At 74.0% G+C, this 22,479-nt stretch carries 24 protein-coding genes; 9 read left to right on the plus strand and 15 right to left on the minus strand.

Going from position 1 to position 22,479, the window contains the following annotated elements; genetic code table 11:
• Positions 1–59: 59 nt before the first annotated feature.
• Complete coding sequence (locus IGA62_RS10390; RefSeq protein WP_145815244.1) at positions 60–1,055, plus strand: ArsR/SmtB family transcription factor; 996 nt, start codon at positions 60–62, stop codon at positions 1,053–1,055.
• On the opposite strand, the gene IGA62_RS10395 is transcribed toward IGA62_RS10390, so the two are convergent.
• Positions 1,042–1,536 (minus strand): Lrp/AsnC family transcriptional regulator, encoded by a 495-nt coding sequence (locus IGA62_RS10395; RefSeq protein ID WP_091452706.1) that lies wholly within the window; start codon positions 1,534–1,536, stop codon positions 1,042–1,044. The two genes, IGA62_RS10390 and IGA62_RS10395, sit on opposite strands and share 14 nt — an antisense overlap.
• 159 nt (positions 1,537–1,695) lie before the next feature.
• On the opposite strand from IGA62_RS10395, the gene hppD reads away from it, so the two are divergent.
• From hppD to hisC, 3 genes are all read left to right on the plus strand, one after another.
• The gene (gene hppD, locus IGA62_RS10400) at positions 1,696–2,901 is read left to right on the plus strand and encodes a 4-hydroxyphenylpyruvate dioxygenase (protein WP_145815243.1); all 1,206 of its coding nucleotides are present in this window, start codon (positions 1,696–1,698) and stop codon (positions 2,899–2,901) included.
• A 95-nt stretch (positions 2,902–2,996) separates the two neighbouring features.
• On the plus strand, positions 2,997–4,001 hold the full coding sequence (locus IGA62_RS10405; protein WP_145815242.1) for an RDD family protein: 1,005 nt from the start codon (positions 2,997–2,999) through the stop codon (positions 3,999–4,001).
• Positions 3,998–5,101 (plus strand): histidinol-phosphate transaminase, encoded by a 1,104-nt coding sequence (gene hisC / locus IGA62_RS10410; RefSeq protein WP_145815241.1) that lies wholly within the window; start codon positions 3,998–4,000, stop codon positions 5,099–5,101. Before IGA62_RS10405 ends, hisC begins: the two co-directional genes overlap by 4 nt.
• A gap of 40 nt (positions 5,102–5,141) precedes the next feature.
• Here the strand turns inward: hisC and IGA62_RS10415 are convergent, their stop codons facing one another.
• From IGA62_RS10415 to IGA62_RS10445, 7 genes are all read right to left on the minus strand, one after another.
• Positions 5,142–6,134, minus strand: coding sequence for a hypothetical protein (locus IGA62_RS10415; protein WP_145815240.1), 993 nt, complete (start codon positions 6,132–6,134; stop codon positions 5,142–5,144).
• A 34-nt stretch (positions 6,135–6,168) separates the two neighbouring features.
• Positions 6,169–6,708, minus strand: a complete 540-nt coding sequence (locus IGA62_RS10420) for a hypothetical protein (RefSeq protein ID WP_145815239.1) — start codon at positions 6,706–6,708, stop codon at positions 6,169–6,171.
• A gap of 56 nt (positions 6,709–6,764) precedes the next feature.
• Entirely contained in the window at positions 6,765–7,310 is a 546-nt protein-coding gene (locus IGA62_RS10425; protein ID WP_145815238.1) for a hypothetical protein, read from the minus strand.
• A gap of 31 nt (positions 7,311–7,341) precedes the next feature.
• Positions 7,342–8,649, minus strand: coding sequence for an outer membrane protein assembly factor BamB family protein (locus tag IGA62_RS10430; protein ID WP_145815237.1), 1,308 nt, complete (start codon positions 8,647–8,649; stop codon positions 7,342–7,344).
• Positions 8,650–8,869: 220 nt separating this feature from the next.
• Positions 8,870–9,079, minus strand: coding sequence for a DUF397 domain-containing protein (locus tag IGA62_RS10435; protein ID WP_145815236.1), 210 nt, complete (start codon positions 9,077–9,079; stop codon positions 8,870–8,872).
• A gap of 128 nt (positions 9,080–9,207) precedes the next feature.
• Positions 9,208–10,404, minus strand: coding sequence for a fumarylacetoacetase (gene fahA / locus IGA62_RS10440; RefSeq protein WP_145815235.1), 1,197 nt, complete (start codon positions 10,402–10,404; stop codon positions 9,208–9,210).
• Positions 10,404–11,273, minus strand: coding sequence for a hypothetical protein (locus IGA62_RS10445; RefSeq protein ID WP_145815234.1), 870 nt, complete (start codon positions 11,271–11,273; stop codon positions 10,404–10,406). Before IGA62_RS10445 ends, fahA begins: the two co-directional genes overlap by 1 nt.
• Before the next feature lie 94 nt (positions 11,274–11,367).
• Here IGA62_RS10445 and IGA62_RS10450 point away from each other — a divergent pair, with 94 nt between their 5' ends.
• Positions 11,368–12,534 (plus strand): homogentisate 1,2-dioxygenase, encoded by a 1,167-nt coding sequence (locus IGA62_RS10450; RefSeq protein WP_145815233.1) that lies wholly within the window; start codon positions 11,368–11,370, stop codon positions 12,532–12,534.
• A gap of 69 nt (positions 12,535–12,603) precedes the next feature.
• Here the strand turns inward: IGA62_RS10450 and IGA62_RS10455 are convergent, their stop codons facing one another.
• From IGA62_RS10455 to IGA62_RS10470, 4 genes are read right to left on the minus strand one after another with little or no spacing between them, the layout of a single operon-like run.
• Positions 12,604–13,617 carry a tetratricopeptide repeat protein gene (locus IGA62_RS10455; protein ID WP_145815232.1) on the minus strand — a complete coding sequence of 338 codons (1,014 nt, stop codon included), beginning with the start codon at positions 13,615–13,617 and terminating at the stop codon, positions 12,604–12,606.
• The gene (gene ispF / locus IGA62_RS10460) at positions 13,614–14,120 is read right to left on the minus strand and encodes a 2-C-methyl-D-erythritol 2,4-cyclodiphosphate synthase (RefSeq protein ID WP_145815231.1); all 507 of its coding nucleotides are present in this window, start codon (positions 14,118–14,120) and stop codon (positions 13,614–13,616) included. Before ispF ends, IGA62_RS10455 begins: the two co-directional genes overlap by 4 nt.
• 16 nt (positions 14,121–14,136) lie before the next feature.
• Complete coding sequence (ispD, locus tag IGA62_RS10465) at positions 14,137–14,832, minus strand: 2-C-methyl-D-erythritol 4-phosphate cytidylyltransferase (protein ID WP_145815230.1); 696 nt, start codon at positions 14,830–14,832, stop codon at positions 14,137–14,139.
• 53 nt (positions 14,833–14,885) lie between these two features.
• Positions 14,886–15,371, minus strand: a complete 486-nt coding sequence (locus tag IGA62_RS10470) for a CarD family transcriptional regulator (RefSeq protein WP_007073334.1) — start codon at positions 15,369–15,371, stop codon at positions 14,886–14,888.
• Between the two features lie 354 nt (positions 15,372–15,725).
• Between IGA62_RS10470 and IGA62_RS10475 the strand changes: the two genes are divergently transcribed.
• Entirely contained in the window at positions 15,726–16,427 is a 702-nt protein-coding gene (locus IGA62_RS10475; protein ID WP_145815229.1) for a hypothetical protein, read from the plus strand.
• A gap of 23 nt (positions 16,428–16,450) precedes the next feature.
• On the opposite strand, the gene IGA62_RS10480 is transcribed toward IGA62_RS10475, so the two are convergent.
• The 3 genes from IGA62_RS10480 to IGA62_RS10490 all read right to left on the minus strand — a co-directional run bounded on the left by IGA62_RS10480 (position 16,451) and on the right by IGA62_RS10490 (position 19,143).
• Complete coding sequence (locus IGA62_RS10480; protein WP_145815228.1) at positions 16,451–17,110, minus strand: hypothetical protein; 660 nt, start codon at positions 17,108–17,110, stop codon at positions 16,451–16,453.
• 112 nt (positions 17,111–17,222) lie between these two features.
• The gene (locus IGA62_RS10485) at positions 17,223–18,281 is read right to left on the minus strand and encodes a type III polyketide synthase (RefSeq protein ID WP_145815227.1); all 1,059 of its coding nucleotides are present in this window, start codon (positions 18,279–18,281) and stop codon (positions 17,223–17,225) included.
• Between the two features lie 91 nt (positions 18,282–18,372).
• Positions 18,373–19,143, minus strand: coding sequence for a methyltransferase domain-containing protein (locus tag IGA62_RS10490; protein WP_145815226.1), 771 nt, complete (start codon positions 19,141–19,143; stop codon positions 18,373–18,375).
• Positions 19,144–19,188: 45 nt separating this feature from the next.
• Between IGA62_RS10490 and IGA62_RS10495 the strand changes: the two genes are divergently transcribed.
• The 3 genes from IGA62_RS10495 to radA all read left to right on the plus strand — a co-directional run bounded on the left by IGA62_RS10495 (position 19,189) and on the right by radA (position 22,422).
• A complete protein-coding gene (locus tag IGA62_RS10495; protein WP_145815225.1) occupies positions 19,189–20,028 on the plus strand; it encodes a UbiA family prenyltransferase in 840 nt (279 codons plus the stop codon).
• Between the two features lie 139 nt (positions 20,029–20,167).
• Complete coding sequence (locus IGA62_RS10500; RefSeq protein WP_145815224.1) at positions 20,168–20,881, plus strand: hypothetical protein; 714 nt, start codon at positions 20,168–20,170, stop codon at positions 20,879–20,881.
• Positions 20,882–20,970: 89 nt separating this feature from the next.
• The gene (radA, locus tag IGA62_RS10505) at positions 20,971–22,422 is read left to right on the plus strand and encodes a DNA repair protein RadA (RefSeq protein ID WP_145815223.1); all 1,452 of its coding nucleotides are present in this window, start codon (positions 20,971–20,973) and stop codon (positions 22,420–22,422) included.
• The last annotated feature ends 57 nt before the right edge of the window (positions 22,423–22,479 follow it).

The raw sequence follows: 22,479 nt of genomic DNA on the forward strand, positions 1-22,479 counted from the left end.
TGTCCGGGCCGCGCCGGGCGCTCTATCCTTTCGCCCGAGGACGAAAGGTGGGCCGGGACGTGCGGATCCAGGTGACCCCGGCCGACATCGCGGCGAGCCGGTACGCCATCTCGCCGCTGGGCGAGACGGTGTCGGCGCTGCGGCTCTGCGCCGGCCAGCACAGCGCGCCCGGCCTCGCCCCGTGGGTGGCCCGGGTCCGGCCGGTGTACGAACGGCTGCGGCGCGACCTGCCGGCGGTGGGCGCGCTGCTGGCGCTGCTGCGCCGGGGCGGCTACAACGCCGACTTCATCCAGCCGCCGCCGGCCGGCACCGGGCGGAGTTTCATCGACGAGATCACCGTGGTCCGCGCCACCCCGCTGGCGCAGGCCCGCGAGGAACTGGCCCGCAACCTCGTCGGGCTCCGCACCCCACCGGCCTACGCGGAGCGGATCTACCGGTCGCCGGACGTGGTGGACCGGTTGGCGGACGCGGTCGAGGCGGTCTGGACGGCCCTGGTCGAGCCGGACTGGCCCCGGCTGCGGACCATCCTGGAACGCGACGTCGTGCAGCGCGCCGGGCGGCTGGTCACCTACGGCTGGGGTGCCGCCGTGGCCGGTCTCGACCCCCGGCTGAGCTGGGAGCCCGGCGGCCACCTCGGCGCCATCGTGGTGGCCGACCGGGAGCCGGCGACCTACTCGCTCGGCGGGAAGGGGCTGCTCTTCGTGCCGACCGTCTTCGGCACGATGATCAACTATGTGGAGCCGCCGTGGCCGTTCGCGCTCGTCTACCGGGCCGCCGGCGTGGTGGACCTGCTCGGCCCGCCCGCCCCGGACCGGCCGCCGGACGCGCTGGACCGGCTGCTCGGGCGGACCCGGGCGGCGGTGCTGCGGGCGCTGGCCGTACCCGCCACCACCAGTCAGCTCGTCCGGCAGTTCGGCCTGACGCTGGGCGGGGTCGGCGGGCACCTGGCGGTGCTGCGCGACGCCGGGCTGGTCACCCGTACCCGCACCGGGCGGGCGGTCCGCTACACGCGTACCCCGCTCGGCGACGCCCTGGCCCGGGTCAGGGACGGTTGACGGCGGCCGAGCGCACCAGCGGCAGCACCCGGTACGGGATCTGCTCGGCCAACGCGATGATGGTCGACGCCCGGGTGATCCCCGCGCAGGAGACGATCTGGTCGATGACCCGCTGGAGGTCGGCGTTCGACCGGGCCACGATCCGGCAGAGCACGTCGCTGGAGCCGGTGATGGTGTGCGCCTCCAGCACCTCGGGGATCGCGGCGAGGTGGGCGGTGACCGGGTCGTGCCCCTGCCGCTGGCTGATCTCCAGGGTGACGAAGGAGGTCACCCCGAACCCGATGGCCGCCGGGGAGACGTCCGGCCCGAACCCGGCGACCACCCCCCGGTCGACCAGCTTGTCGAGGCGGGCCTGGACGGTCCCCCGGGCCACGCCCAGCCGGCGGGAGCACTCCAGCACCCCGATCCGCGGCTCGGCGGCGAGCAACTCGATGAGGCGCGCGTCGAGCTGATCGAGCTGGACAACCTGACCACTGGTCACAGGTGGAGACCATACCGAATGCGCAACCTGACCAGCCGATCGTCTGACTGTTGCCCACCGGTGCGCCGGCCGCGATCCTCGCCACAGGGGCACCGCGCGGTGCGACGTCACACCGCCGCCGGCGACCACACGAGCGGCACCGTACGGAGGGAGTCCACGATGACCCAGGCGATCGACCGACCCACGTCGACCGAAGAGGTCGACGTCGACGCGCTCGTCGGCGCCGTCGACCACGACATCACCCACGACCCGTTCCCGGTCCGCGGGCTCGACCACATCAGCTTCCTGGTGGGCAACGCCAAGCAGGCCGCGCACTACTACTCCACCGCGTTCGGGATGACCTGCGTCGCCTACCGGGGGCCGGAGCAGGGCTACCGGGACTACGCCGAGTACGTGCTCACCAGCGGCTCGGCCCGGTTCGTCCTGCGGGGCGCGGTACGCCCCGACGCGCCGGACGCCGCGCTGGTCGCCCGGCACAGCGACGGCGTCTCCGACATCGCCCTGGAGGTCCCGGACGTCGACGCGGCGTACGCGCACGCCATCGCCCAGGGCGCGACCGGCCTGCTGGAGCCGCACGAGGTCACCGACGAGCACGGCACCGTCCGGATCGCCGCGATCGCCACCTACGGCGACACCCGGCACACCCTGGTCGACCGGTCCCGCTACACCGGCCCGTTCCTGCCCGGCTTCGTCGCCCGTGCCCCGATCGTCGACCGGCGGCCCATGATCGACGCCGGGGTCCAGCCGAAGCGCTTCTTCCAGGCCGTCGACCACGTGGTCGGCAACGTCGAGCTGGGCCGGATGGACGAGTGGGTCGAGTTCTACCGGCGGGTGATGGGCTTCACCAACATGGCGGAGTTCATCGGCGACGACATCGCCACCGACTACTCGGCGCTGATGAGCAAGGTGGTCGCCAACGGCACCCGGAAGGTCAAGTTCCCGCTCAACGAGCCGGCCATCGCCCGGAAGAAGTCGCAGATCGACGAGTACCTGGAGTTCTACCAGGGGCCGGGCGCGCAGCACATCGCGGTGGCCACCAACGACATCCTGGCCAGCGTCGACGCGATGCGGGCCGCGGGCGTCGAGTTCCTGGACACTCCGGACTCGTACTACGACGACCCGGAGCTGCGCGCCCGGATCGGCAACGTCCGGGTGCCGATCGAGGAGCTGAAGGCCCGCAAGATCCTCGTCGACCGGGACGAGGACGGCTACCTGCTCCAGATCTTCACCAAGCCGGTGCAGGACCGGCCGACGGTCTTCTTCGAGCTGATCGAGCGGCACGGCTCGCTCGGCTTCGGCAAGGGCAACTTCAAGGCCCTCTTCGAGGCCATCGAACGTGAGCAGGAGAAGCGCGGCAATCTCTGAGTCCGGGGCCGGTCGCCGTCCACCGACGGCGACCGGCCGGAACCGCGCGCCACAGGTGGGCTGGCCGCTGACGAAGGCGTCGTTAAGGTAGCTGCGTGAGTGTGCAACCCGGCTGGTACGTCGACCCTGCCGACCCCGAGACCCAGCGCTACTGGGATGGCGAGGGGTGGATCGGCGCGCCGATACCCGCCGACGCCACCCCACCCGAGGGACCGCCGCCGGCCGAGCCGCCGGCACCCGCCCCGACCCCGGTCACCCCGGCCGCGGCTCCGGGCCCGACCGCGCCGACCTCCGTTCCGCCCCCGGCCACCGGCGTCCCCGGGCCCGGTCCCGCCGGACCGCCGACCATGCCCCCGCCCCCCGGCCCGTACCCTGCGGGGCCGTGGCCGCCACACGGGTACGCTCCCCCGCCCGGCCACCGTCCCCCGCCGCCGTACGGCTTCCCGCCCGGTTACGCCCCGCCGCCCGGCTGGCCGCACCCCGGCTGGCCGGTACGACCGCCCGAGCCGCGCCCGCACGGCCTCGCCCTGGCCGGCTACGGCCCCCGCTTCCTCGCCCGCCTGATCGACTTCGGCATCGTGTTCCTCCTCAACGCGGTGGTGAACGGCTGGTTCGTCTGGCGGTTCATGCAGGAGATGTCGCCGGTCTGGCGGGAGTTCTGGGCCCGGGTGTCGAGCGGGTCCACGTCCACCGAACCACTGCCCCAGCCGGGCGAGCAGGCCGGTGGTCTCCAGGTGGCGATCCTGCTGATCGCGACCGCCCTCTGGTTCGCCTACGAGGTCCCGTCGATGGCCAGCGGGGGGCAGACCTTCGGCAAGCGGGTGATGGGCATCCGCGCGGTGCCGCTCGCCGGTGACCAGCCGCTCGGCTTCGGCCGGTCGTTCCGGCGCTGGAACACCCTCGGCCTGCCCACCCTGCTCTGGTACTGCTGCGGCCTGGGCCTGCTGCTCCAGCTTCTCGACGCCCTGTCCCCTCTCTTCGACCATCCGCTGCGCCAGGCGCTGCACGACAAGCGCGCGCAGACGGTGGTCGTCCAGGTGCCTCGTCCCACCCCCACCCGTGCCGAAGCGCACGACCGCCCAGAGGGAGATGCCGAATGACCGACACCGGCCGCCACGAGCCCCCGATCCGGCTCACCCGCGCCGACCTCGACGCGCTGCCCAACTACGTACCCGGCCGCAGCCCGGCCGACCTGGCCCGGGAGCTGGGCATCCCGGAGGCCATCAAGCTGGCGAGCAACGAGGTGCCGTACGGCCCGCTGCCCGGTGTGGTGGAGGCGATCGCCGAGGCCGCGGCCGGGGCGCACCGGTACCCGGACATGGGCGTGGTGGCGCTGCACTCCGCTCTCGCCGAGCGGTACGGCGTCACGCCGGACCGGATCGTCACCGGCTGCGGTTCGGTGGCGCTCGCCGAGCACCTGGTCCGGGCCACCTGCCTCCCCGGTGACGAGGTGGTCTACTCGTGGCGCTCCTTCGAGGCGTACCCGATCGTCGTGGCGACCAGCGGGGCGACCAGCGTGCCGGTGCCCAACCTGCCGGACCACGGGCACGACCTGGCGGCGATGGCGGCGGCGGTGACCGACCGGACCAGGATGGTGGTGGTCTGCAACCCGAACAACCCCACCGGCACCTTCCTGCGCCGGCCCGAGTTGGAGCGCTTCCTCGACGCCGTCCCCGACGACGTGCTGGTGGTGCTCGACGAGGCGTACCGCGAGTTCGTCACCGACCCGGAGGTGCCGGACGGGCTCGGCTACGCCGACCGACCCAACGTGGCGGTGCTGCGCACCCTCTCCAAGGCGTGGGGCCTGGCCGGGCTGCGGGTCGGCGTCATGGTCGCCCAGCCGGCGGTGGCCGCCGCCGTGCGCAAGGTGGTCACCCCGTTCTCGATCAACCTGCTCGCCCAGGCCGCCGCGCGGGCCGCGCTGGACCAGGCCGACGAGGTCGAGCGCCGGTGCGCCCTGATCGTCGCCGAGCGGGACCGGGTCACCGAGGCGCTGCGCGCGTTCCTCCCCGACATCCCGACCAGCCAGGGCAACTTCGTCTGGCTGCCACTGGGCGACCGGGCGGTCGCGTTCGCCAAGGCGTGCGAGGCGCGCGGCGTGATCATCCGTCCGTTCCCCGGTGAGGGTGTCCGGATGACCATCGGTACGCCGGCGGAGAACGACGCCTTCCTGGCGATCGCCGAGGCCGAGCTGGCCTGAGAATGCCGGACGACGGGCGGTGGCGGCGCCGCCCGTCGTCTCAACGGGCGCGCAGCGGTGGCGTGAGCCGGTTGCGGCGGCGGTGCACGAGGCCGAGGAAGGAGGCCAGCACCAGCGCGGAGACGACCAGTCCACCGGCGAGCACGGCGGTCGTCCGGTCCGGGTCCCGGCCGGCGGACGCGGCGACGGCCTTCCCGGAGAAGGTCACCGTGCCGGAGACCGTGCGCTTGGTCCAGCCGCTGGCCAGCGCCAGCGTGGCCGACCAGGGGCCGTCCGGCAGGCGACCGTCCAGCGGGATCCGCACGGTGGCGGTCCCGCCCAGGCCGAGGGTGACGGTCTCCGTCCGGACCGGACCGGCCGAGAGGCCGCCGGGCCCGTCGGCGAGGGCGAGTTCGCCGGTCAGGTCGAGGGCCCGCTGCCCGGTGTTGCGCACCTCTGCGGTGACGGTCGCCCGGCCGTCGGCGTCCCGCCCGCCGACCAGGGGACCGACCTCGAAGGCCGAGGGAGGTTCCCCGCCCGGCCCCACGGAGAGGTAGATCCGGATCCCGGCCCGGCCGACGTTGCGGATCATCTGCTGGCCGGTGCCGGAGACCTCGGCCCAGACGACGCCGTACCGCTCCCCGGCGGACGCCTCGCGGGGCACGTCGATGGTGACCCAGAGGGTCTCCTCCTCGTCCGGGTCCAGGGGGACCTCGGTGCGTTCGACGGAGATCCAACTGGTCAACTCGTTCGGCGTCCGGCCGGGGGCGAAGACGAACTCGTCCGGCCCGACCTCGGCGGCAGCCGGGTAGACCGCCACCGGCCGGCGGATCTCGGCCTTGTTCTCCACCACGATGCGGCGCTTGATCGTCGTCCCGGGTGCCACGTGGTCGACGATGTACCGGTGCGCCCGGCTGTCCTCGCGGCGGTTGACCGGCGCGTCCAGCAGCCGGATCCCGGCCCCGGTCTCCACACCGCCGGGAGTGGGCCGAGGGCCGGGGTGGTGGCTGGGGGCGGGCGGGTCGGCCGCCGCCGGCGTACCGGCGACGGCCACGAGCGCAAGGGTCAGGGCGACCACGCGGGCCGGGTCACGCCACCGAATGGGTCACCGTCGCCGTGTAGGTTCCGGCCACCACGGTCCCCGGCACGTTGACCCGGAGCGTCGGGTTCCAGGTGACCGAGTTGTTGCCGCTGCCGGAGGTCTTCGAGAAGGCGGTGCGGGGGACGCTGAGGGTGACTGCTTCGGCCTGGGTCGGCTGTCCCGGCACGAAGGTGCCGGTCCCGGTGCTGGAGAGCGGCGGCCCCGACCAGTACTCGATCAGGCCGGGCGGGACGGTCTCCTCGGGCGAGCCGCTGCCGGTGGTGAACTCGGTGCTGCTCACCGTCGCGACCCAGGTCGCGTTCAGGGCGGCCCGCTGGTCCACCACCTGGACCGAGCCGAGCTGCCCCTGGATGATGGAGCCGGCGAAGGTCGAGCCGAGGTTCACCGACGTCGGCGCGAAGATCTCCAGATTTGCGGTGCCCACGCTGAAGGTCACGATGGTGTCGTCGGTGGGCGCGGCAGCGGCCGGCGTGGCGGCGGTGACGACGCCGGCCAGCACGGTCAGGGCAAGAAGTGGCTTCCTCATGCCCGGAAGTACATCACGACAAAAACCCTATTCGAGGGTGAAACTGGACAAATCACTCAGGCTACGGAGTGGGTGATGGTGGCGACGTAGGTGCCGGCCACCGCTCCCGACGGGATCGTGACCCGCAGCGTCGGCGACCAGCGCACGGTGTTGTTGGCGTTGCCGGTGGTCTTGCGGAAGGCGACCCGGGGGGCGCCGAGGGTCACCGCCTGGGCTGCGGTGGGCTGGCCGGGCAGCAGGGTGCCGCCGCCGGTGCTCCGGACGACCGGACCGGACCAGTACGCCACCTGGGAGGGGGCGACGGTCCGGTCGGGTCCGCCCGGCCCGGTGACGAAGGCCGTCGCGGAGGCGGTGGCCGTCCAGGCGTTCGGGTTGACCGCACTCCGGAAGTCCTCGACCGTCACCCTCGGGAGCGATCCGGTGACCGTGCCTCCGGGCGTGCCGGCGCCGAGGCTGATCGAGGCCGGAACCGTGATGCTCAGACCGTCGGCCTGCACGGTCGGTGCCGTCGCCAGCGTGGCCCGGCCCCATGCCTGCCCGTCGACGGCCGGTACGGGGCCGACGCCGAGGAGCAGTCCCACGAGAAGCGCTGAAATACGCACGCAATTAACTATAAAGGGTGATTTGCCCTTTTCACCCTTCGGCTCCCCGATCCACGGCCGCCAGGACGACCGGCTCGGCCATCGCGAAGTAGCGCTGGTCGTTCCCGGCCGCGTCGACCGGGGTGCGGAGACGTTCGAGTCCCACGTACCCGTCGGCCGCGTAGCCGAGCCCCGGCGTCCAACCGGTCCCGTCGCGGCCGACCGTGAGCCGGAACCGGGACCGCTCGACACCGTCCGCCGGATCCAGGGTGACCAGGTCCTTCTCCCCGGTCAGCAGGTGCACGCCACCAGGCTGCGCGGCAACCACCGTGGTCTGCGGGCCGAGGTCGGTACGACGCCACACCTCGTCGCCGGTGAGCGCCGACCGGGCGATCACCACACCGCCCTCGACCGAGACGCCGACCTTTCCGGCGAGCACCGTGCCGGCGCGGTCCAGCCCCAGGGCGGCCACGGGCGCCCCGGCGTCGACCAGCCAGCCCCGGCCGCCGTCCTCGTTGGCCGCGCCGCCGGTTCCCTGGCCGCCGATTCCGCTCTCGGCGACATACAGGCCGCCGCAGTCCGAGCGGGCGGTCGCGCACCCGGTCGGGGTGACGGTCACCTCCGCGCCGGCCCCCGGCGGGCTCCAGCGTTCGGTGACCGTGCCGGTGGCGACGTCGCGGAACTCGACGACCGGGCCCCCCGCGCACCGGTCCAGTGTGGCGAGCCGACCCGCGACGGTGGTGCCGACGTCGGTACGGCAACCGGGGTCGACGTCGATCCGCCAGAGCCGTCGCCCGGTGGTCAGGTCGGTCCCCTGCACCTGCCGGTCCCCGACGACCACCACGACGGTCCCACCGCCCCGGCCGGTGGCGGTGTGCAGGCCGCGCGGATGCCAGACGGTCTCCGCCCCGGTACGCCGACCGGTGTAGCCCTCCTGGGGAGCCGGGGCGTCCGTCCGCCAGGCGACCCGACCGGTGACGGCGTCGATGGCCACGAGCCGCCCGTCCGACCAGCGGCTCACCACCGTCGTCCCGGCCGCCAGCACCCCGCTGAGCTGGGCCGGCCACCGCCGGTACGACCAGTACGGGGTGTTGCGCTGGCGGTCGTCGACCGGTTCGTCGGCCCAGACCTGCCGGGTCGTCGCATACACCCGCAGCCGGCCGTCGACGATGAGCGGGGCGGTGGAGAACCGCCCGACCGGGCCGACCTCCGGGTCGACGGCCGGTGGGCGTTCCCCGCGGGCGACGGTGACCACCTCGGCCGGGGCGAGCACCCGGTACACCGTGGCGGCGGCCAACCCGGCGACGAGCAGCGCCGCGACCGCGACGACGATCCGCCGCCGGTCCTTCGGGATCCCCATGCCGCACCTCCGCCCGGCACCCTACCCACCGGAGGAGTCCCGCTCCGGCGCAGGTGGTGCCCGGCCGGTCGAGCCGACGGTCGGTGGAGGCACTGACCTCCCACGCCTTTGGAGCTGCCCGCACAGACGGGGCAACTCGACAGCGTCACGGCGGCGCCACCTCCGTCCGCCCTCGGACGAGAGGTGGCGCCGCCGTCTCCACCCACCGGTTGGACGCGGCTCAGGGCCGCAGCCGGTCCTCCCGCAGCGCGGCGACGAACGCCGACCACCCCGGCGGGCTGACCGCCAGCGTCGGGCCGGTGAGGTCCTTGGAGTCGCGTACGCCGACCACACCGAGCGCGCCGACCAGGTTGTCCGCCACCTCCACGCAGAGCCCCTGGTCGTTGGAGCGGCTGCTCTTGCGCCAGACGGCGCCGACGAGACCATTCATCTCGCTTACCTCCCTGTCCGGTGGGGACGTCCCACGACTGCCGCCGCCCGACGGGCGGCGGGATCCGGGACGATCAACGGAGGAGGTGGAGACGCCGGTCGGACGCGGTGTGCGACCGGCGCTGAAGGTCAGTTGGCGGGGAGGATGGTGCCGGTCACCTCGCCGAGGGCGATGACGCTGCCGTCCGGGCCGGGCGCGGTGGCCGTCATGGTGACGGTGTCCCCGTCCTCCAGGAAGGTGCGGGTGCCCTCGCCGACGCGGACCGGCTCGGCGCCACCCCAGGTCAGCTCCAGGAACGAACCGGCCTGGCCGCGCTCCGGGCCGGAGACCGTGCCCGAGGCGTACAGGTCGCCGGTCCGCAGCGACGCCCCGTTGACGGTCAGGTGGGCGAGCTGCTGGGCCGGGGTCCAGTACATGCCGGCGAAGGGCGGCTCGCTGACCCGCTCGCCGTTCCACTCCACGGTCAGCCGCAGGTCCAGCCCCCGGTGCGGGACGGCCCGCAGGTAGTCGAGCACGGCCGGGTCCTGGTCCGGGGCCGGCACGAAGGCGTCGGCGAGCGCGTCCAGCGGGGTGACCCAGGCCGAGATCGAGGTGGCGAAGGACTTGCCGAGGAACGGGCCGAGGGGTTGGTACTCCCACGCCTGGATGTCCCGCGCCGACCAGTCGTTGACCAGCACCACGCCGAACACGTGGTCGGCGAGGTCGTCGACGGAGACCCGCTGGCCCAACGGTGACCCGACGCCCACCACGAAGCCCACCTCGGCCTCGATGTCGAGGCGTACCGAGGGACCGAAGACCGGGCCGTCGGCGGTCGCGCGCTGCCCGCACGGACGGACCACCGGCGTACCGGAGACCACCACGGTGCCGGCCCGGCCGTGGTACCCGACCGGCAGGTGCTTCCAGTTCGGCAGCAACGGCGGCTGGCCGGGGCGGAAGATCTGCCCGACGTTCGACGCGTGGTGCTCGGACGAGTAGAAGTCGACGTAGTCGGCGACCTCGAACGGCAGCGCCATCGCCACCTCGGCCAGCGGCACCAGCAGCGGCTCCACCGCGGACCGGTGCTCCGGGTCGGTGAGCAGCTCGACCAGGCGCTGCCGGACCGCCGTCCACTGCGGGCGGCCGAGCGCCATGAAGTCGTTGAGCGTCGGGCTGCCGAACGCCCCGGCGGCCAGCACCAGCCCGGCCTCCTCCGCGCCGGCCAGGTCGAACACGAGGTCGGCGACGCGCACGCCGATCCGGGGCTCCCGCCCGCCGTGCCGGAACACCCCGTACGGCAGGTTCGTCACGTCGTACGGCGACCCTGCGGCACCCGTCACCCAGCTCATCAAGTCCAGCCTCCGTCCACCAGCCCCAGCCGGATCAGGTCGGTCAATGGTTCCTGCACGCTGCACGAGCCGAAGCCCACCCAGAGTGGGCGTGTCTCGTCGCGTCCGGGCTCCACCTGCTGGAGCAGCGGACGCGGATCGGTCCTGGTCAGCACCTCGGCGACCTCCTTCACCCCGGCGCCCTCGGCCGCGGCGCGCACGGCGGCCAGCACGTTGACGAAACCGTGGTGGGTGAAGCCGGTCTCCGGGTCGAGGTGGCGGGTGGCGTGGTGCAGCCCGGCGGTGAGCTTGAAGGGCAGCTCCCGGTCGCGGCAGGCACAGACCACCGTGGCCAGTTCACCGGGCGTCGGGAAAAGTTCGGCGGCCAGTCCACCGGTGCGGAACTTCGCCGCGATCCGGGTGCCGGCACGGCGCTGCTCGGCGAGTTGGTCGAGGGCGTTCAGCAGGCCCCAGGCCAGCGGGATCTCGGCGTACACGTCGAGGTCGGGGTGACCGGCGGCGAGGGCGGTCAGTTCGGCGAGGCCGGGCAGCGGGTCCTCGCCGCGCCGGGCGACCGCCGCCTCCACCTGCCGCACCCGGAGCCGGGGGTCGGCTGCCGCGTGGGCTTCGCCGAGCCGGTCGAGCGGGACGTCTCCGATCACACCGACGTCCAACCGTGTGGCGGAGGTCCCCTCCGACGCGTCGAGGAGCCGGGCCAGGTCGGGCAGGGCCGACGCCGGTACGAGCAGCGGGCCGACCAGGTCGGCGTACCAGGAGGCACGGTGCCCCACGTGGGCGGCGAGGGCGTCGGGCAGGGACGCGCTGCCCGGCGGGAAGACCGCGGCGTCGTCGACGAGTCCGGTGAGGAACCGGGGCACCTGCGTTGACACGAGACAAGAATCTACGGGACGCTACGAGTAACGGACAACAGCGTCCGACTATCGGACACACTCGGCCGGTGCCTGGGACTGATCAGGAGGCGAGATGCCGTACTACCGCAGCGTCGGAGAGGTGCCGCGCAAGCGCCACACCCAGTTCCGCCAGCCCGACGGCAGCCTGTACGCCGAGGAGCTGATGGGCCAGGAGGGCTTCTCCTCCGACTCGTCCCTGCTCTACCACCGGTACGCGCCCACCGCGATCGTCGCCGCCGAGGAGTTCACCCCGGCCACGGTGAACCGGGTGCCGAACCTGCCGCTCAAGCCCCGTCACCTGCGCACCCACAAGCTCGACGGCGGCCCCGCCGACCCGGTGCTGGGCCGGCGGTACCTGCTCGCCAACGACGACGTGCGGATCGCGTACGTGGTCGCGGACCGGCCGTCCCCGCTGTTCCGGGACGCCACCGGCGACCACTGCCTGTACGTCGAGTCCGGCTCGCTGCGCGTGGAGTCGACGTTCGGCGTGCTCGACGCGGCCGCCGGCGACTACGTCGTCATCCCCACCTCCACCATCCACCGCCTGGTGCCCACCGGTGACGAGCCGGCCCGGTTGCTGGCGGTCGAGGCGGCCGGGCACGTCGGCCCGCCCAAGCGCTACCTCTCGGTCCGCGGGCAGTTCCTGGAGCACGCGCCGTACTGCGAGCGCGACGTCCGGGGACCGGACGCGCCGCTGCTGGTCGACGGCGAGGAGGTGGAGGTGCTGGTCCGGCACCGGCGCGGCTGGACCCGGTACGTCTACGCCCACCACCCGTTCGACGTGGTCGGCTGGGACGGGCACCTCTACCCGTGGGCGTTCTCCATCCACGACTTCGAGCCGATCACCGGCCGGATCCACCAGCCGCCACCGGTGCACCAGACGTTCCAGGGGCCGAACTTCGTGATCTGCTCGTTCGTGCCCCGAAAGGTGGACTACCACCCGGACGCGATCCCGGTGCCGTACAACCACCACAACGTCGACTCCGACGAGATGCTCTTCTACACCGGCGGCAACTACGAGGCCCGCCGCGGCTCCGGCATCGAGCAGGGGTCGATCTCGCTGCACCCGTCCGGCTTCACGCACGGCCCCCAGCCGGGCGCGGCGGAACGGTCGCTCGGCGTCGACTTCTTCGACGAACTCGCCGTCATGGTCGACACCTTCCGCCCGCTGGATCTCTGCGACGCGGCAGCCGAGTGCGAGGATCCGGGCTACGCCTGGACCTGGGCCCGGCGGCCCTGACCCGGCTGAGGTGGTAGCAGGGGACCCCTGTTACTACTTTTTGTCGAGGAAGGGTCCCCTGCAACCACCTCAGCGCACCGGCCGGACGAACGCGGCGAGTTCGGCGACCGCCGTCGCCACGATCGCCAGCACCAGCGGCCAGGGGGTGCCGACCAGGGCGTAGAGCAGGATCAGGGCGGGCGCGGCGACCACCGCGTACACGGCCACGGCCAGCGTCCGGTCGGTGCGCAGCAGGCCGGGGAGGATGGTGCTGGTCAGGTTGGGGACCTTGGCGGCGTACCACCAGACCACCAGCGCCCCGCCCAGCGCGGCGACCGCCGCGAACATCCGGGACAATCCGCCGCTGCCGGCCGCCAGGCAGGCGACCAGCACGGTGGCCACCAGCGACCAGCCGGCACCGTAGAGCACCAGCCGGCGCACCCCGTCGGAGATGGTCCGCCCCGAGTCGACCCGGCCGGGACTGATCGCCGCCGCGTCGGCCAGGTGCGCCAACGCCTCGGCGTAGCGCCGCTGCTCCAGCCGGATGACGCCGATGTCGTGCTGCGCCTCACCCAGTTCCGGGTCGAGCCGCAGCGCCTCGGAGTACGCCCGCTCGGCCAGGTCGAACAGCTCCAACCGGGCCGACACCAGACCGAGCACGAGGTGGGCCTGCGGGTCCTCCGGGGCCAGTTCCACCCCGCGCCAGGCCGCGTTGAGCGCCGGCTGTCCGTTGCGCGCGCCGGCCAGGATCGCCGCCGCGCTGCGCTGGGCGTACGCGTCGTCCGGCCCGAGCGCCAGGATCTCGTCGGCGGTACGGGCGGCCTCGGCGTACCGCTCCAGGTCGGTCAGGGCCAGGCCCCGCGCGACCAGGGGTTCGACCATGCCGGGCGCGGCGGCTGCGGCCGACTCGGCCGCGGTGAGCGCCTCGGCGGCCCGGCCGCCCGCCAGGTGCACCCGGGCCAGCATGGTCAGGGCCGGAGCGTGCATCGGATGCCGGGCGAGGACGTGGGCGAGTTCACCGGCCGCCTCGTCGTAGCGGCCCAGTTCGGCGAGGAGCTGGGCGCGCTGGAGGTAGCTGTCCGGGGACTCCGGTTCCTCGGTCACGCCGGGTCCTCCTCGCCTCCGTGGCCAGGGTCGAGGGGGAACACCAGGGCCACCGCGACGCCGGCCAGCCCCTCACCCCGACCGGTGAAGCCGAGCCCGTCGGTGGTGGCGGCGGTCAGCGAGACCGGGGCGCCGACCGCGTCGGAGAGCACCCGCTGTGCCTCGTCCCGCCGGGGCCCGATCTTCGGGCGGTTGCCGATCACCTGCACCGAGACGTTGCCGATCCCGAACCCGGCGGCGCGCACCCGGCGGGCACTCTCGCTGAGCAGCGCGATCCCGGAGGCGCCCGCCCACTCCGGTTCGGCGACGCCGTAGTTGGCGCCCAGGTCGCCGAGGCCGGCGGCGGAGAGGAGCGCGTTGCAGGCTGCGTGGGCGACCACGTCGGCGTCGGAGTGACCGGCCAGCCCGACCTCGCCGGGCCAGTGCAGCCCGGCCAGCCAGCAGGGGCGACCGGGATCGAAGGCGTGGATGTCGGTACCGACGGCCACCCGGGGAACGATCATGGAGCCAGGGTACGCGTCAGGGTCGTACGGTCAGCAGCTGCTCGGCCAGCGCCAGGTCGAACGGGCGGGTGATCTTCATGGCGTACTCGGAGCCGGGCACGCAGACCACCGGGACGCCCCGCTTCTCCACCAGGCCGGCGTCGTCGGTCAGCGGGTCGACGGCGGCGGCGTGCGCGGCGGCCAGCACCGCACGGCGGAAGCCCTGCGGCGTCTGCACGGCCCGCAGGACGGAGCGGTCCACCGTGCCCTGGACCACCTCGTCGGCGGAGACCTCCTTGATGGTGTCCACCACCGGCAGGACCGGGATGACCGCGTCGTGCCCGGAGCGGACCGCCGCGGCGACCGACTCGACGAGATCGGCGGGGACGAGGGCACGGGCCGCGTCGTGCACCAGGACGATCTCCGGACCGTCCGGTACGGCGGCCAGCGCGGCGGCGACCGAATCCTGCCGCTGCGCCCCGCCGGGGACGACGGTGACCGGGGCGACCGGGGCGAGCAGTTGCGCGACGGCCGCGACGTCGGCGGCCGGGGCGGCCACCACGATCGTGTGGACCGATCCGGCGGCGGCGATCCGGCGCACCGCGTGCACGAGCAGCGGTTCACCGGCGAGCGGCCGGAGCGCCTTGGGAGCGCCGGGGCCGAGCCGGATGCCGGCACCGGCCGCAGGCACGAGGACCGCGACGTCACCGCACGGATTGAGCTGCGCGGTCACGTCGCGGTCCTCGTTTTTCTCTGCTACGGCGTGGGTACGACGATGCCGTGGAACTAGGCCTCGGTCAGAACCTTGTCGAGCAGCGTCTCGGCCTCGTCCTTGGTGCTCTTCTCGGCCAGCGCGACCTCGCCGACCAGAATGTCCCGGGCCTTGGCCAGCATCCGCTTCTCGCCAGCGGAGAGACCCCGCTCGCGCTCCCGCCGCCACAGGTCGCGGACGACCTCGGCCACCTTCAGCGGGTTACCGGAGGCCAGCTTCTCCAGATTCGCCTTGTAACGCCGCGACCAGTTGGTCGGCTCCTCGGTGTGCGGAGCGCGGAGGACGTCGAAGACCTTGCCCAGGCCCTCTTCGCCGACCACCTCGCGCACACCCACGATCTCGGCGTTCTCAGCGGGCACCCGGACCGTGAGGTCACCCTGCGCAACCCTCAGGACGAGGTACTGCTTAGGCTCACCCTTGATGACCCGGGTCTCGATTGCCTCGATGAGTGCGGCCCCGTGGTGGGGGTAAACAACGGTCTCGCCGACACTGAAAACCATAGGTTCGAAACCCCTTTCGCTGTGTCTAGGGTAACACGCTCAGGCACCGATGTCTCACCGCAGTCCTGACCGTAAGCGCAGCTCAGGGGCCATGTGAGAGGCATTTCTTCAGCTTGACATCCAGTCAAACCGATGATTTGAACACGCTCCGTAACAACTGGAACACGTCCCGGTGCGGGTGTCCGGGTCATCCGCCACGGGGTTGTCCCGCGAGCGGCGGGGTCCAGGGGATGCACTCGTTCGATGGTACCGGCCAGGACAAGGGCGGGCCCAGGTGTAGCGCCAGGCCGGCCGGGTGGAGGACATTGGAGGCACCCCGCCGTCCCCACCACCACCATGGCTCCCGGAGGTCTCATGGGCATGCCCGAACCCAACGGCCCCTGGTCCACCGACGGCCTGCCCGACCTGCCTCCCGAGTGGGGACGGGTGGTCGTCCCGGACGACGCCTCCGCGCTCGCCCAGGAGGCCGCACAGGTCCGCCGTGAGCTGCACGAGGCGCGTCGGGCCGCCCGACTGCGGTCGTTCCGGCGCACCCTGACCCTGCCCCTGCTGATCCTGGTCGTGGCGGTCCTCACCACCCTGGCCGGGCTGGTCGCCGTCACCTGGCCCCGGGCCGAGCGGCCGGCGGCCCGGCCGTCCGCCCCGGCCGCCGAACCGGCCGCCGACCCGGTCGGGCGTCCGCTGCCGGCCCTGGACCTGGTCGACGAGACCGAGGCGCCGGTGCCGGTGCGCAGCCTCCTGCCGGCGGTGATCCTGCTGGTGGACGCCTGCCCGTGCCCGGAACGGGTGATCGAGGCGGCGGGCGCGGCCCCGCCGGGGGTACGGGTGGTCACCGTGGTCGGCGGGGGCACCGTCCCCGCTTCCACCGACCCCGTCCCCGGCGTACGCCGGCTCGCCGACCCGGCCGGCGGGATGCGCGCCCTGACGCACACCGCCCCCGTCCCCGGTGCGGTCGGCGCTCTCCTGGTGGACCGCACCGGCACCGTCGTCCGGGTCGTACCGGTGGTCGGCTCGGTGGAGGACTACCGGGGGGAGCTCACCCGCCTGGCCGGCTGAGCCGCCGCCTGCGGGGCTCACCGTCAGTCGAGGGCGACCAGCATGGTGGTGAGTTCCACCGCGCCCTCCTGCGGGTGGGTGATCCGCACCGAGAGCGGGGCGTCGGTCCCGGTGACACCGATCGAGTGCAGCGTCCCGTCGCACCCGCTGACCCGCCGGCCGTTCCAGAGCCGCCCGCTGCCCAGCCGGACCAGCAGGTCGCCCTCGCCGTCGCAGATCACCAGCAGTTGGTACCGGGTGCCCGGCGCACCGTGGGCCTGCCGGCGCAGTTCCCGGACGTTGTCGGTCAGCAGCCGGGTCTCCCGCCAGAGGACGGTGCCCAGCCGGGACGCACCGGCCCCGGGATCACCCGGGGTCACGCCGAGCACCCGGCCTGACGAGGGGTCGATCGCGACCCGGCTGCCCGACGCCGGGCCGGTCCGGCCGCCGGACAGGTCGACCGTCCGGCCGGTCGACGGTTCGACCAGCAGCGTCCGGCCGTCGCCGATCAGGGGCGGTGCGGGTGGGGTCGCCGAGGCACCGGAGGCGGCTGCCGCCCGCATGACGACGTCGGCGCGCGGCGCCAGGGCGGCACCCGGCGTGGCCCGGGGATCGGCGGCGGTCCACCAGCCGGCGCCGGCGAGCAGCGCGACCACGGTCAGCCCGACCAACCATCCGGACCGCCCCTCGACGTGGGAGTCCATCGATCGAGCCTAACCGTCGGCGGTACCGCGCACCGCACCCGTCCGGGGTCACGGCCGGTCGTTGTCCGGACGGCCCGGCGTGGGCGCCGGTCCACGACAGCGCGACCGGCGCTCAGCGCCGGTGTTCCAGCAGGGCGGCGTAGAGCGTCAGGCCGGGGCCGAACGCGAGCATGACGACCCGCTGCGGCGGGGCGGGCCGCCGGAACAGCCGGTCGAGGATCAGCAGCACCGTCGGCGAGGAACAGTTGCCGTGCTCGGCCAGCGTCTCCCGGGACGCGGCCAGGGCCTGCTCCGGCAGCGCCAGTTCCCGCTCCACCACGTTGAGGATGCGCGGGCCGCCGGGGTGCACCGCCCAGCCGTCCACCCCGGACCGGTCGGCCCCGTGCCGGGCCAGCAGGCCGTCGGCCAGCCCGCGGACGTGCGTCGAGAGCACCTGCGGGACCTTCGGGGAGAGTCCCATCCGGAACCCGGTGTCGGTGACCTCCCAGGTCATGTGGTCGGCGGTGGAGGTGTCGGTCACGGCGGCCACCTCGCGCAGCGCGTACCCCGGGCCGCCCGGCACGAGCACGGCGGCGACCGCGGCGTCCGAAAAGAGCGCGTGGGAGACGATCTGCTGGGTGTCCGACCGGGACGTGGCGGGCTGGATGTGCAGGCTGGTCAGTTCGGCGCAGAGCAGCAGCGCCGGCCGGCCACGGGCGGCGACGAAGTCACCGGCCGCGCCCAGCCCGGGCAGCGCCGCGTAGCAGCCCATGTGCCCGACGAACATGCGCTGGGTGTCCGGTGCCATGCCGAGGTCGCGGGCGAGCATGATGTCCAGCCCCGGGGTGGCGTACCCGGTGCAGGAGCAGACCACGAAGAGCCCGATGTCACCCGCGGAGAGCCCGGCCGAGGTGAGCGCCCGGCCGACCGCCTCCTTGCCGAGCGGCAGCGCCTCGATCTGGTAACGGCGCATCCGCCGCTCGGTCGGCCACTCCGAGACGTCCTCCAGCAGCGGGCTGACCGCCGCCTGCCGCCGGCTCACGCCGGAGTTCGCGAAGATCCGCCGGGCCAGCGCGCGGGTGACACCGGAGTAGTGGCCCGCGAAGAAGCCGTTCCAGAGTTCGTCCTGGGCGGCGGACGACGGTTGCGCCGTACCGAGACCCGCGATCACCGGCACGGCCATGTTCCCCACCTCTCGTCACGCATCGACTGCCTGGAGGACCAACGAGGAACCCGGCCGTCCCGGTCCGCCCGGCTTCCCCTCTACCCCTGCGCCGCGCCGGCTACCCCTGGCGGATCCCCCGCCCCTGGTAGAGCACGGCGGCGGACCGGGTCGGCACGATCCGGGGCGCACGGGCGGCGCGCAGGGCGCGGGAGGCCAACCCCGGCACGGCCTGGCGGAGCAGCCAGGCGGCCATCCCGACGGTCTGTGGACGGACGCCGCGTACCCGCAGCGCGACGCCGTGCCGCGCGCACTCGCGCACCAGTTCGCGGTCGTCGACGAAGAGACGGGGGTCGTGGATGCCGCGCGGCACGGCCGGCAGCCGCTCACCGATCCGGACCGCGACCAGACGGCTGAGCGCCGTGTCGTTGAGCGTGTCCAGCACGAGCAGCCCGCCGGGGCGCAGCAGGCGGCACGCCTCGGCCACCGCCCGCCGCCAGTCGGGTACGTGCTCCAGGATCTCGCCGGCGGCCACCACGTCCGCGCAGCCGTCCGCCAGCGGCACCGCCGTGGCGTCGGCGTTGACCACCGTGACGCCGTGCGCGGCGGCCTGCTCCAGCGCGGAGCGGGTCAGGTCCACCCCCACGTGCCGGTAACCCTTGCCGGCCAGGTGCGGCGCGAGCAGTCCGGCCCCGCAGCCCAGGTCGACCAGGAGCGCGCCGGGCCGGCGGGCGGGCGGCACCAGTGCGGCGCGCGCCTCGGCGAGCCAGTGCAGCATCGCGAACACTCCGTCCGGACGCCACCACTCGCCGGCCAGGTCGTCGTACTGCCGGGGGTCGTTGGGGGAAAGCGCACGCTCGCGGGAGGACACCGACGCCGAACCATCTCGCATGGTTCGAGCGTGGCACGACCGGCCGGTAACGACCAGACTTCTCTTATGTGGCGAACGGTGTTAGGGCTGGTCAGAGCATGTCATCCGGAACCGGCCGCCGCGGTGACCGTGGTGGCCGGGCTGCTCGCCTGGGGCGTCGGGCACGCCCCGGCCGGAATCGCCTCGGTGGTGGCCACCGTGCTCGCCAGCCAACTCGCGGTCGGCTGGTCCAACGACCGGCTCGACGCCGACCGGGACGAACTGGTCGGCCGGGCCGACAAGCCGGTGGTGGCCGGGACGGTCAGTCGCCGGACGCTCGCCCGGGGCACGGTCCTGGCCGCGCTGGCGGCCCCGCTGGCGGCGCTGACCACCAACCCGACGGCGGCGCTCTGCGCGGCGGTCGGCCTGGTCGCCGCCCTGCTCTACAACTGGCCGCTGAAGTCCACTCCGGTCTCCGTGCTGCCGTACGCGGTCTCCTTCGGTTCGCTGCCGGCGTTCGTGGTGCTGGCCCTGCCGGGCGCGCCGACCCCGCCGGTCTGGCCGGTCGCCGCGGGGGCGCTGCTCGGCGCGGGCGCGCACTTCGCCAACGTCCTGCCGGACCTGGCCGACGACGCCCGCACCGGGGTGCACGGCCTACCGCACCGGCTCGGGGCCACCGGCAGCGGGGCGACCGCCGCCGGGCTGCTGCTCGCCGCCACCGTCGTCCTGGTCCTGGGGCCGGCCGGGCCACCGTCCTGGCCAGGCCTGTCGGCGGTCGCCGCCGCCGCCGTGGTCCCGCCGCTGAGCTGGTACGGCAGCCGCCGCGCGGCCCGCGCCGGAGCCCGTCCGGTCGGCGCGTTCCGGGCGGTGATCCTGGTCGCGGTGATCGACGTGGCGCTGCTGGTGGCGAACGGCCGGGTGCTCTGAGAGCGGTCGGCGGGCCGGCATTGCCGGGTCGCCGTGCACGGCTCGATCAGGTCCAACTACGCTGGAGCGCGGTCTGCGCGGGTATGGCCACCGCACCGGGCGTACGTCCCGGTGGGGATCGCAACGAGGAGGACGCGACGTGACGCGCTCGATCAGGGGCTCCCGACGGGCGGCCGTGCTGCTGGCCGGTGCGGTGGCGACGGGCCTGCTGGTGTCCGGCTGTGGGACCGGGCAGCTCGCCGAGACCGCCGCCAAGGAGCCGTCGGTCCAGGGCATCAACACCGGCACCCCGGACGGCAGCTACCTCGTCCGCGGCCTGGTGGTCGACTTCCCGGGCGGCGAGGGTTACCCGGCCGGTGGCAACGCTCCGCTGAGCGTGGTGCTCTACAACGACACGCGGGATCCGGTCACGGTCACCGTCAGCACCGACAGCGCGCGGCAGATCGTGCTGGCCGGCGCCGGCGCCTCCCCGTCCGCCAGCCCGAGCGAGTCGGTCACGCCCAGCCCCTCGGCCCCGGCCAGCCCTTCCGGGTCGGCCCCGGCCAGCCCGGCCTCGCCCGACCCGGCGAGCCCGTCGCCGACCGAGACGACCCCGGCCGGCGCGCCGGCCACCGTCGAGATCCCGCCGTTCGGCTACGCCCAGCTCAACCAGCAGGGCGGCCGGTTCCTCCAGCTCGTCGGCCTGAACGAGGAGCTGCGCCCCGGCCAGCAGGTCAACCTCGTCTTCGACTTCGGCAACGGCAAGCGGGTCACCACCCCGGCCCCGGTCGGTGTGCCGCTGTCGCCCCAGGCTCCGCCGTCGCCGATCATCGAGCGGCATGGCGGCGAGGGTGGCGAAGAGGGCGGCCACTGAGCCCCTCCGGTAATCACCGACGACACCGTCGGCGTGGTGCAGACCATGCCGGCGGTGTTCTCGTCGTACGGGTTGGTTAACGTCCTGGTGTGACGACCTCCCGAGCAACCCCGCGCGGCGCGGCCGGTTCCGCCCGCTCCCGGGCGGCCCGTGAGCCCCGCCCGGCGTACGAGTGCGACGCCTGCGGCCACCAGCCGCCGAAATGGGTGGGGCGCTGCCCGGAGTGCGGCGAGTGGGGCTCGGTGGTCGAGTGCACGCTCACCGGGCCGACGGTCTCCGGCCGGGTGGTCAGCTCCCGGATGCCCGCCGAGCCGGCCCGGCCGATCGCCACCATCAGCGCCGCTCCCGCGAAGGCCCGCCCGACCGGGGTGGCCGAGCTGGACCGGGTGCTCGGTGGCGGGCTGGTGCCGGGCGCGGTGGTGCTGCTCGCCGGTGAGCCCGGAGTCGGCAAGTCCACCCTGCTGCTCGACGTGGCCCAGCAGTGGGCCGCCGGTGCGGGCAGCCCCTCCCTGGTGGTCAGCGGCGAGGAGTCGGTGAGCCAGGTCCGGCTCCGGGCCGAGCGGATGGACGCCCTGCACGACCAGCTCTACCTGGCCGCCGAAAACGACCTCGGTGCGGTGCTCGGACACCTCGACGCGGTCAAGCCCGGCCTGCTGGTGCTCGACTCCGTGCAGACCATCTCCACCCCGGGCACCGACGGGGTGCCCGGCGGGGTGACCCAGGTGCGCGCGGTCACCGCCGCACTGGTCGCGGTGGCCAAGGAGCGGGGCATCGCCACCGTCCTGGTCGGTCACGTCACCAAGGACGGTCAGGTCGCCGGCCCCCGCGTGCTGGAGCACCTGGTCGACGTGGTGCTGCACTTCGAGGGCGACAAGCACTCCTCGCTGCGGCTGGTCCGGGGCGTGAAGAACCGCTTCGGCGCGGCCGACGAGGTGGGCTGTTTCGAGATGCACGAGCGGGGCATCAGCAGCCTCGCCGACCCGTCCGGGCTGTTCCTGACCCGCTACGCCGAACCCGTGCCGGGCACCTGCGTGACCGTGGCGATGGAGGGGCGGCGCGCACTGGTCACCGAGGTCCAGGCGCTGATCGGGGCGACGGTGGCCGGCTCGCCGAGGCGTACGGTCTCCGGGTTGGACGGTGCCCGGCTGGCGATGGTGCTCGCCGTGCTCCAACGCCGCACCGAACGGCTGACCCTGCACGACCGCGAGGTCTTCGCGGCGACCGTGGGGGGCATCCGGGTGGTCGAGCCGGCCGCCGACCTGGCGGTGGCGCTCGCGGTCGCCTCCGGTGGGCTCAACCTGGCCATCGCCCCGCACCTGGTGGCGATCGGCGAGGTCGGGCTGACCGGCGAGGTACGCCGGGTCGGCGCGGTCCCCCGCCGGCTGGCCGAGGCGGCCCGGCTCGGGTTCCGGCTGGCCCTGGTGCCCACCGGCTGCGGGCCCGGTGCCTCGGGGGTCAGCGCCCCGGAGAACATGCAGGTGATCGAGGTCGCCGACGTCCGGGCGGCGTTGCAGTGCGCCGCCCGCGCCTCGGCCGAGTGACCACCGGCCGGGCCGGTGGTGGGCAGCGCTTCCGCAGGTGGGGGAGTCGGACACCGT

It is taken from the genome of Micromonospora sagamiensis, assembly GCF_014680085.1.
Lineage (GTDB): Bacteria > Actinomycetota > Actinomycetes > Mycobacteriales > Micromonosporaceae > Micromonospora > Micromonospora inyonensis.

Excerpts from the sequence above, each read along its gene's own strand:
- IGA62_RS10480 (WP_145815228.1), bottom strand. The coding sequence starts at position 17,110 with ATGGACTCCCACGTCGAGGGGCGGTCCGGATGGTTGGTCGGGCTGACC.
- hppD (WP_145815243.1), top strand. The coding sequence starts at position 1,696 with ATGACCCAGGCGATCGACCGACCCACGTCGACCGAAGAGGTCGACGTC.
- IGA62_RS10475 (WP_145815229.1), top strand. The coding sequence starts at position 15,726 with ATGGGCATGCCCGAACCCAACGGCCCCTGGTCCACCGACGGCCTGCCC.
- fahA (WP_145815235.1), bottom strand. The coding sequence starts at position 10,404 with ATGAGCTGGGTGACGGGTGCCGCAGGGTCGCCGTACGACGTGACGAAC.
- IGA62_RS10490 (WP_145815226.1), bottom strand. The coding sequence starts at position 19,143 with ATGCGAGATGGTTCGGCGTCGGTGTCCTCCCGCGAGCGTGCGCTTTCC.
- hisC (WP_145815241.1), top strand. The coding sequence starts at position 3,998 with ATGACCGACACCGGCCGCCACGAGCCCCCGATCCGGCTCACCCGCGCC.
- ispF (WP_145815231.1), bottom strand. The coding sequence starts at position 14,120 with ATGATCGTTCCCCGGGTGGCCGTCGGTACCGACATCCACGCCTTCGAT.
- IGA62_RS10470 (WP_007073334.1), bottom strand. The coding sequence starts at position 15,371 with ATGGTTTTCAGTGTCGGCGAGACCGTTGTTTACCCCCACCACGGGGCC.
- IGA62_RS10430 (WP_145815237.1), bottom strand. The coding sequence starts at position 8,649 with ATGGGGATCCCGAAGGACCGGCGGCGGATCGTCGTCGCGGTCGCGGCG.
- IGA62_RS10420 (WP_145815239.1), bottom strand. The coding sequence starts at position 6,708 with ATGAGGAAGCCACTTCTTGCCCTGACCGTGCTGGCCGGCGTCGTCACC.
- IGA62_RS10495 (WP_145815225.1), top strand. The coding sequence starts at position 19,189 with ATGTGGCGAACGGTGTTAGGGCTGGTCAGAGCATGTCATCCGGAACCG.
- IGA62_RS10435 (WP_145815236.1), bottom strand. The coding sequence starts at position 9,079 with ATGAATGGTCTCGTCGGCGCCGTCTGGCGCAAGAGCAGCCGCTCCAAC.
- IGA62_RS10450 (WP_145815233.1), top strand. The coding sequence starts at position 11,368 with ATGCCGTACTACCGCAGCGTCGGAGAGGTGCCGCGCAAGCGCCACACC.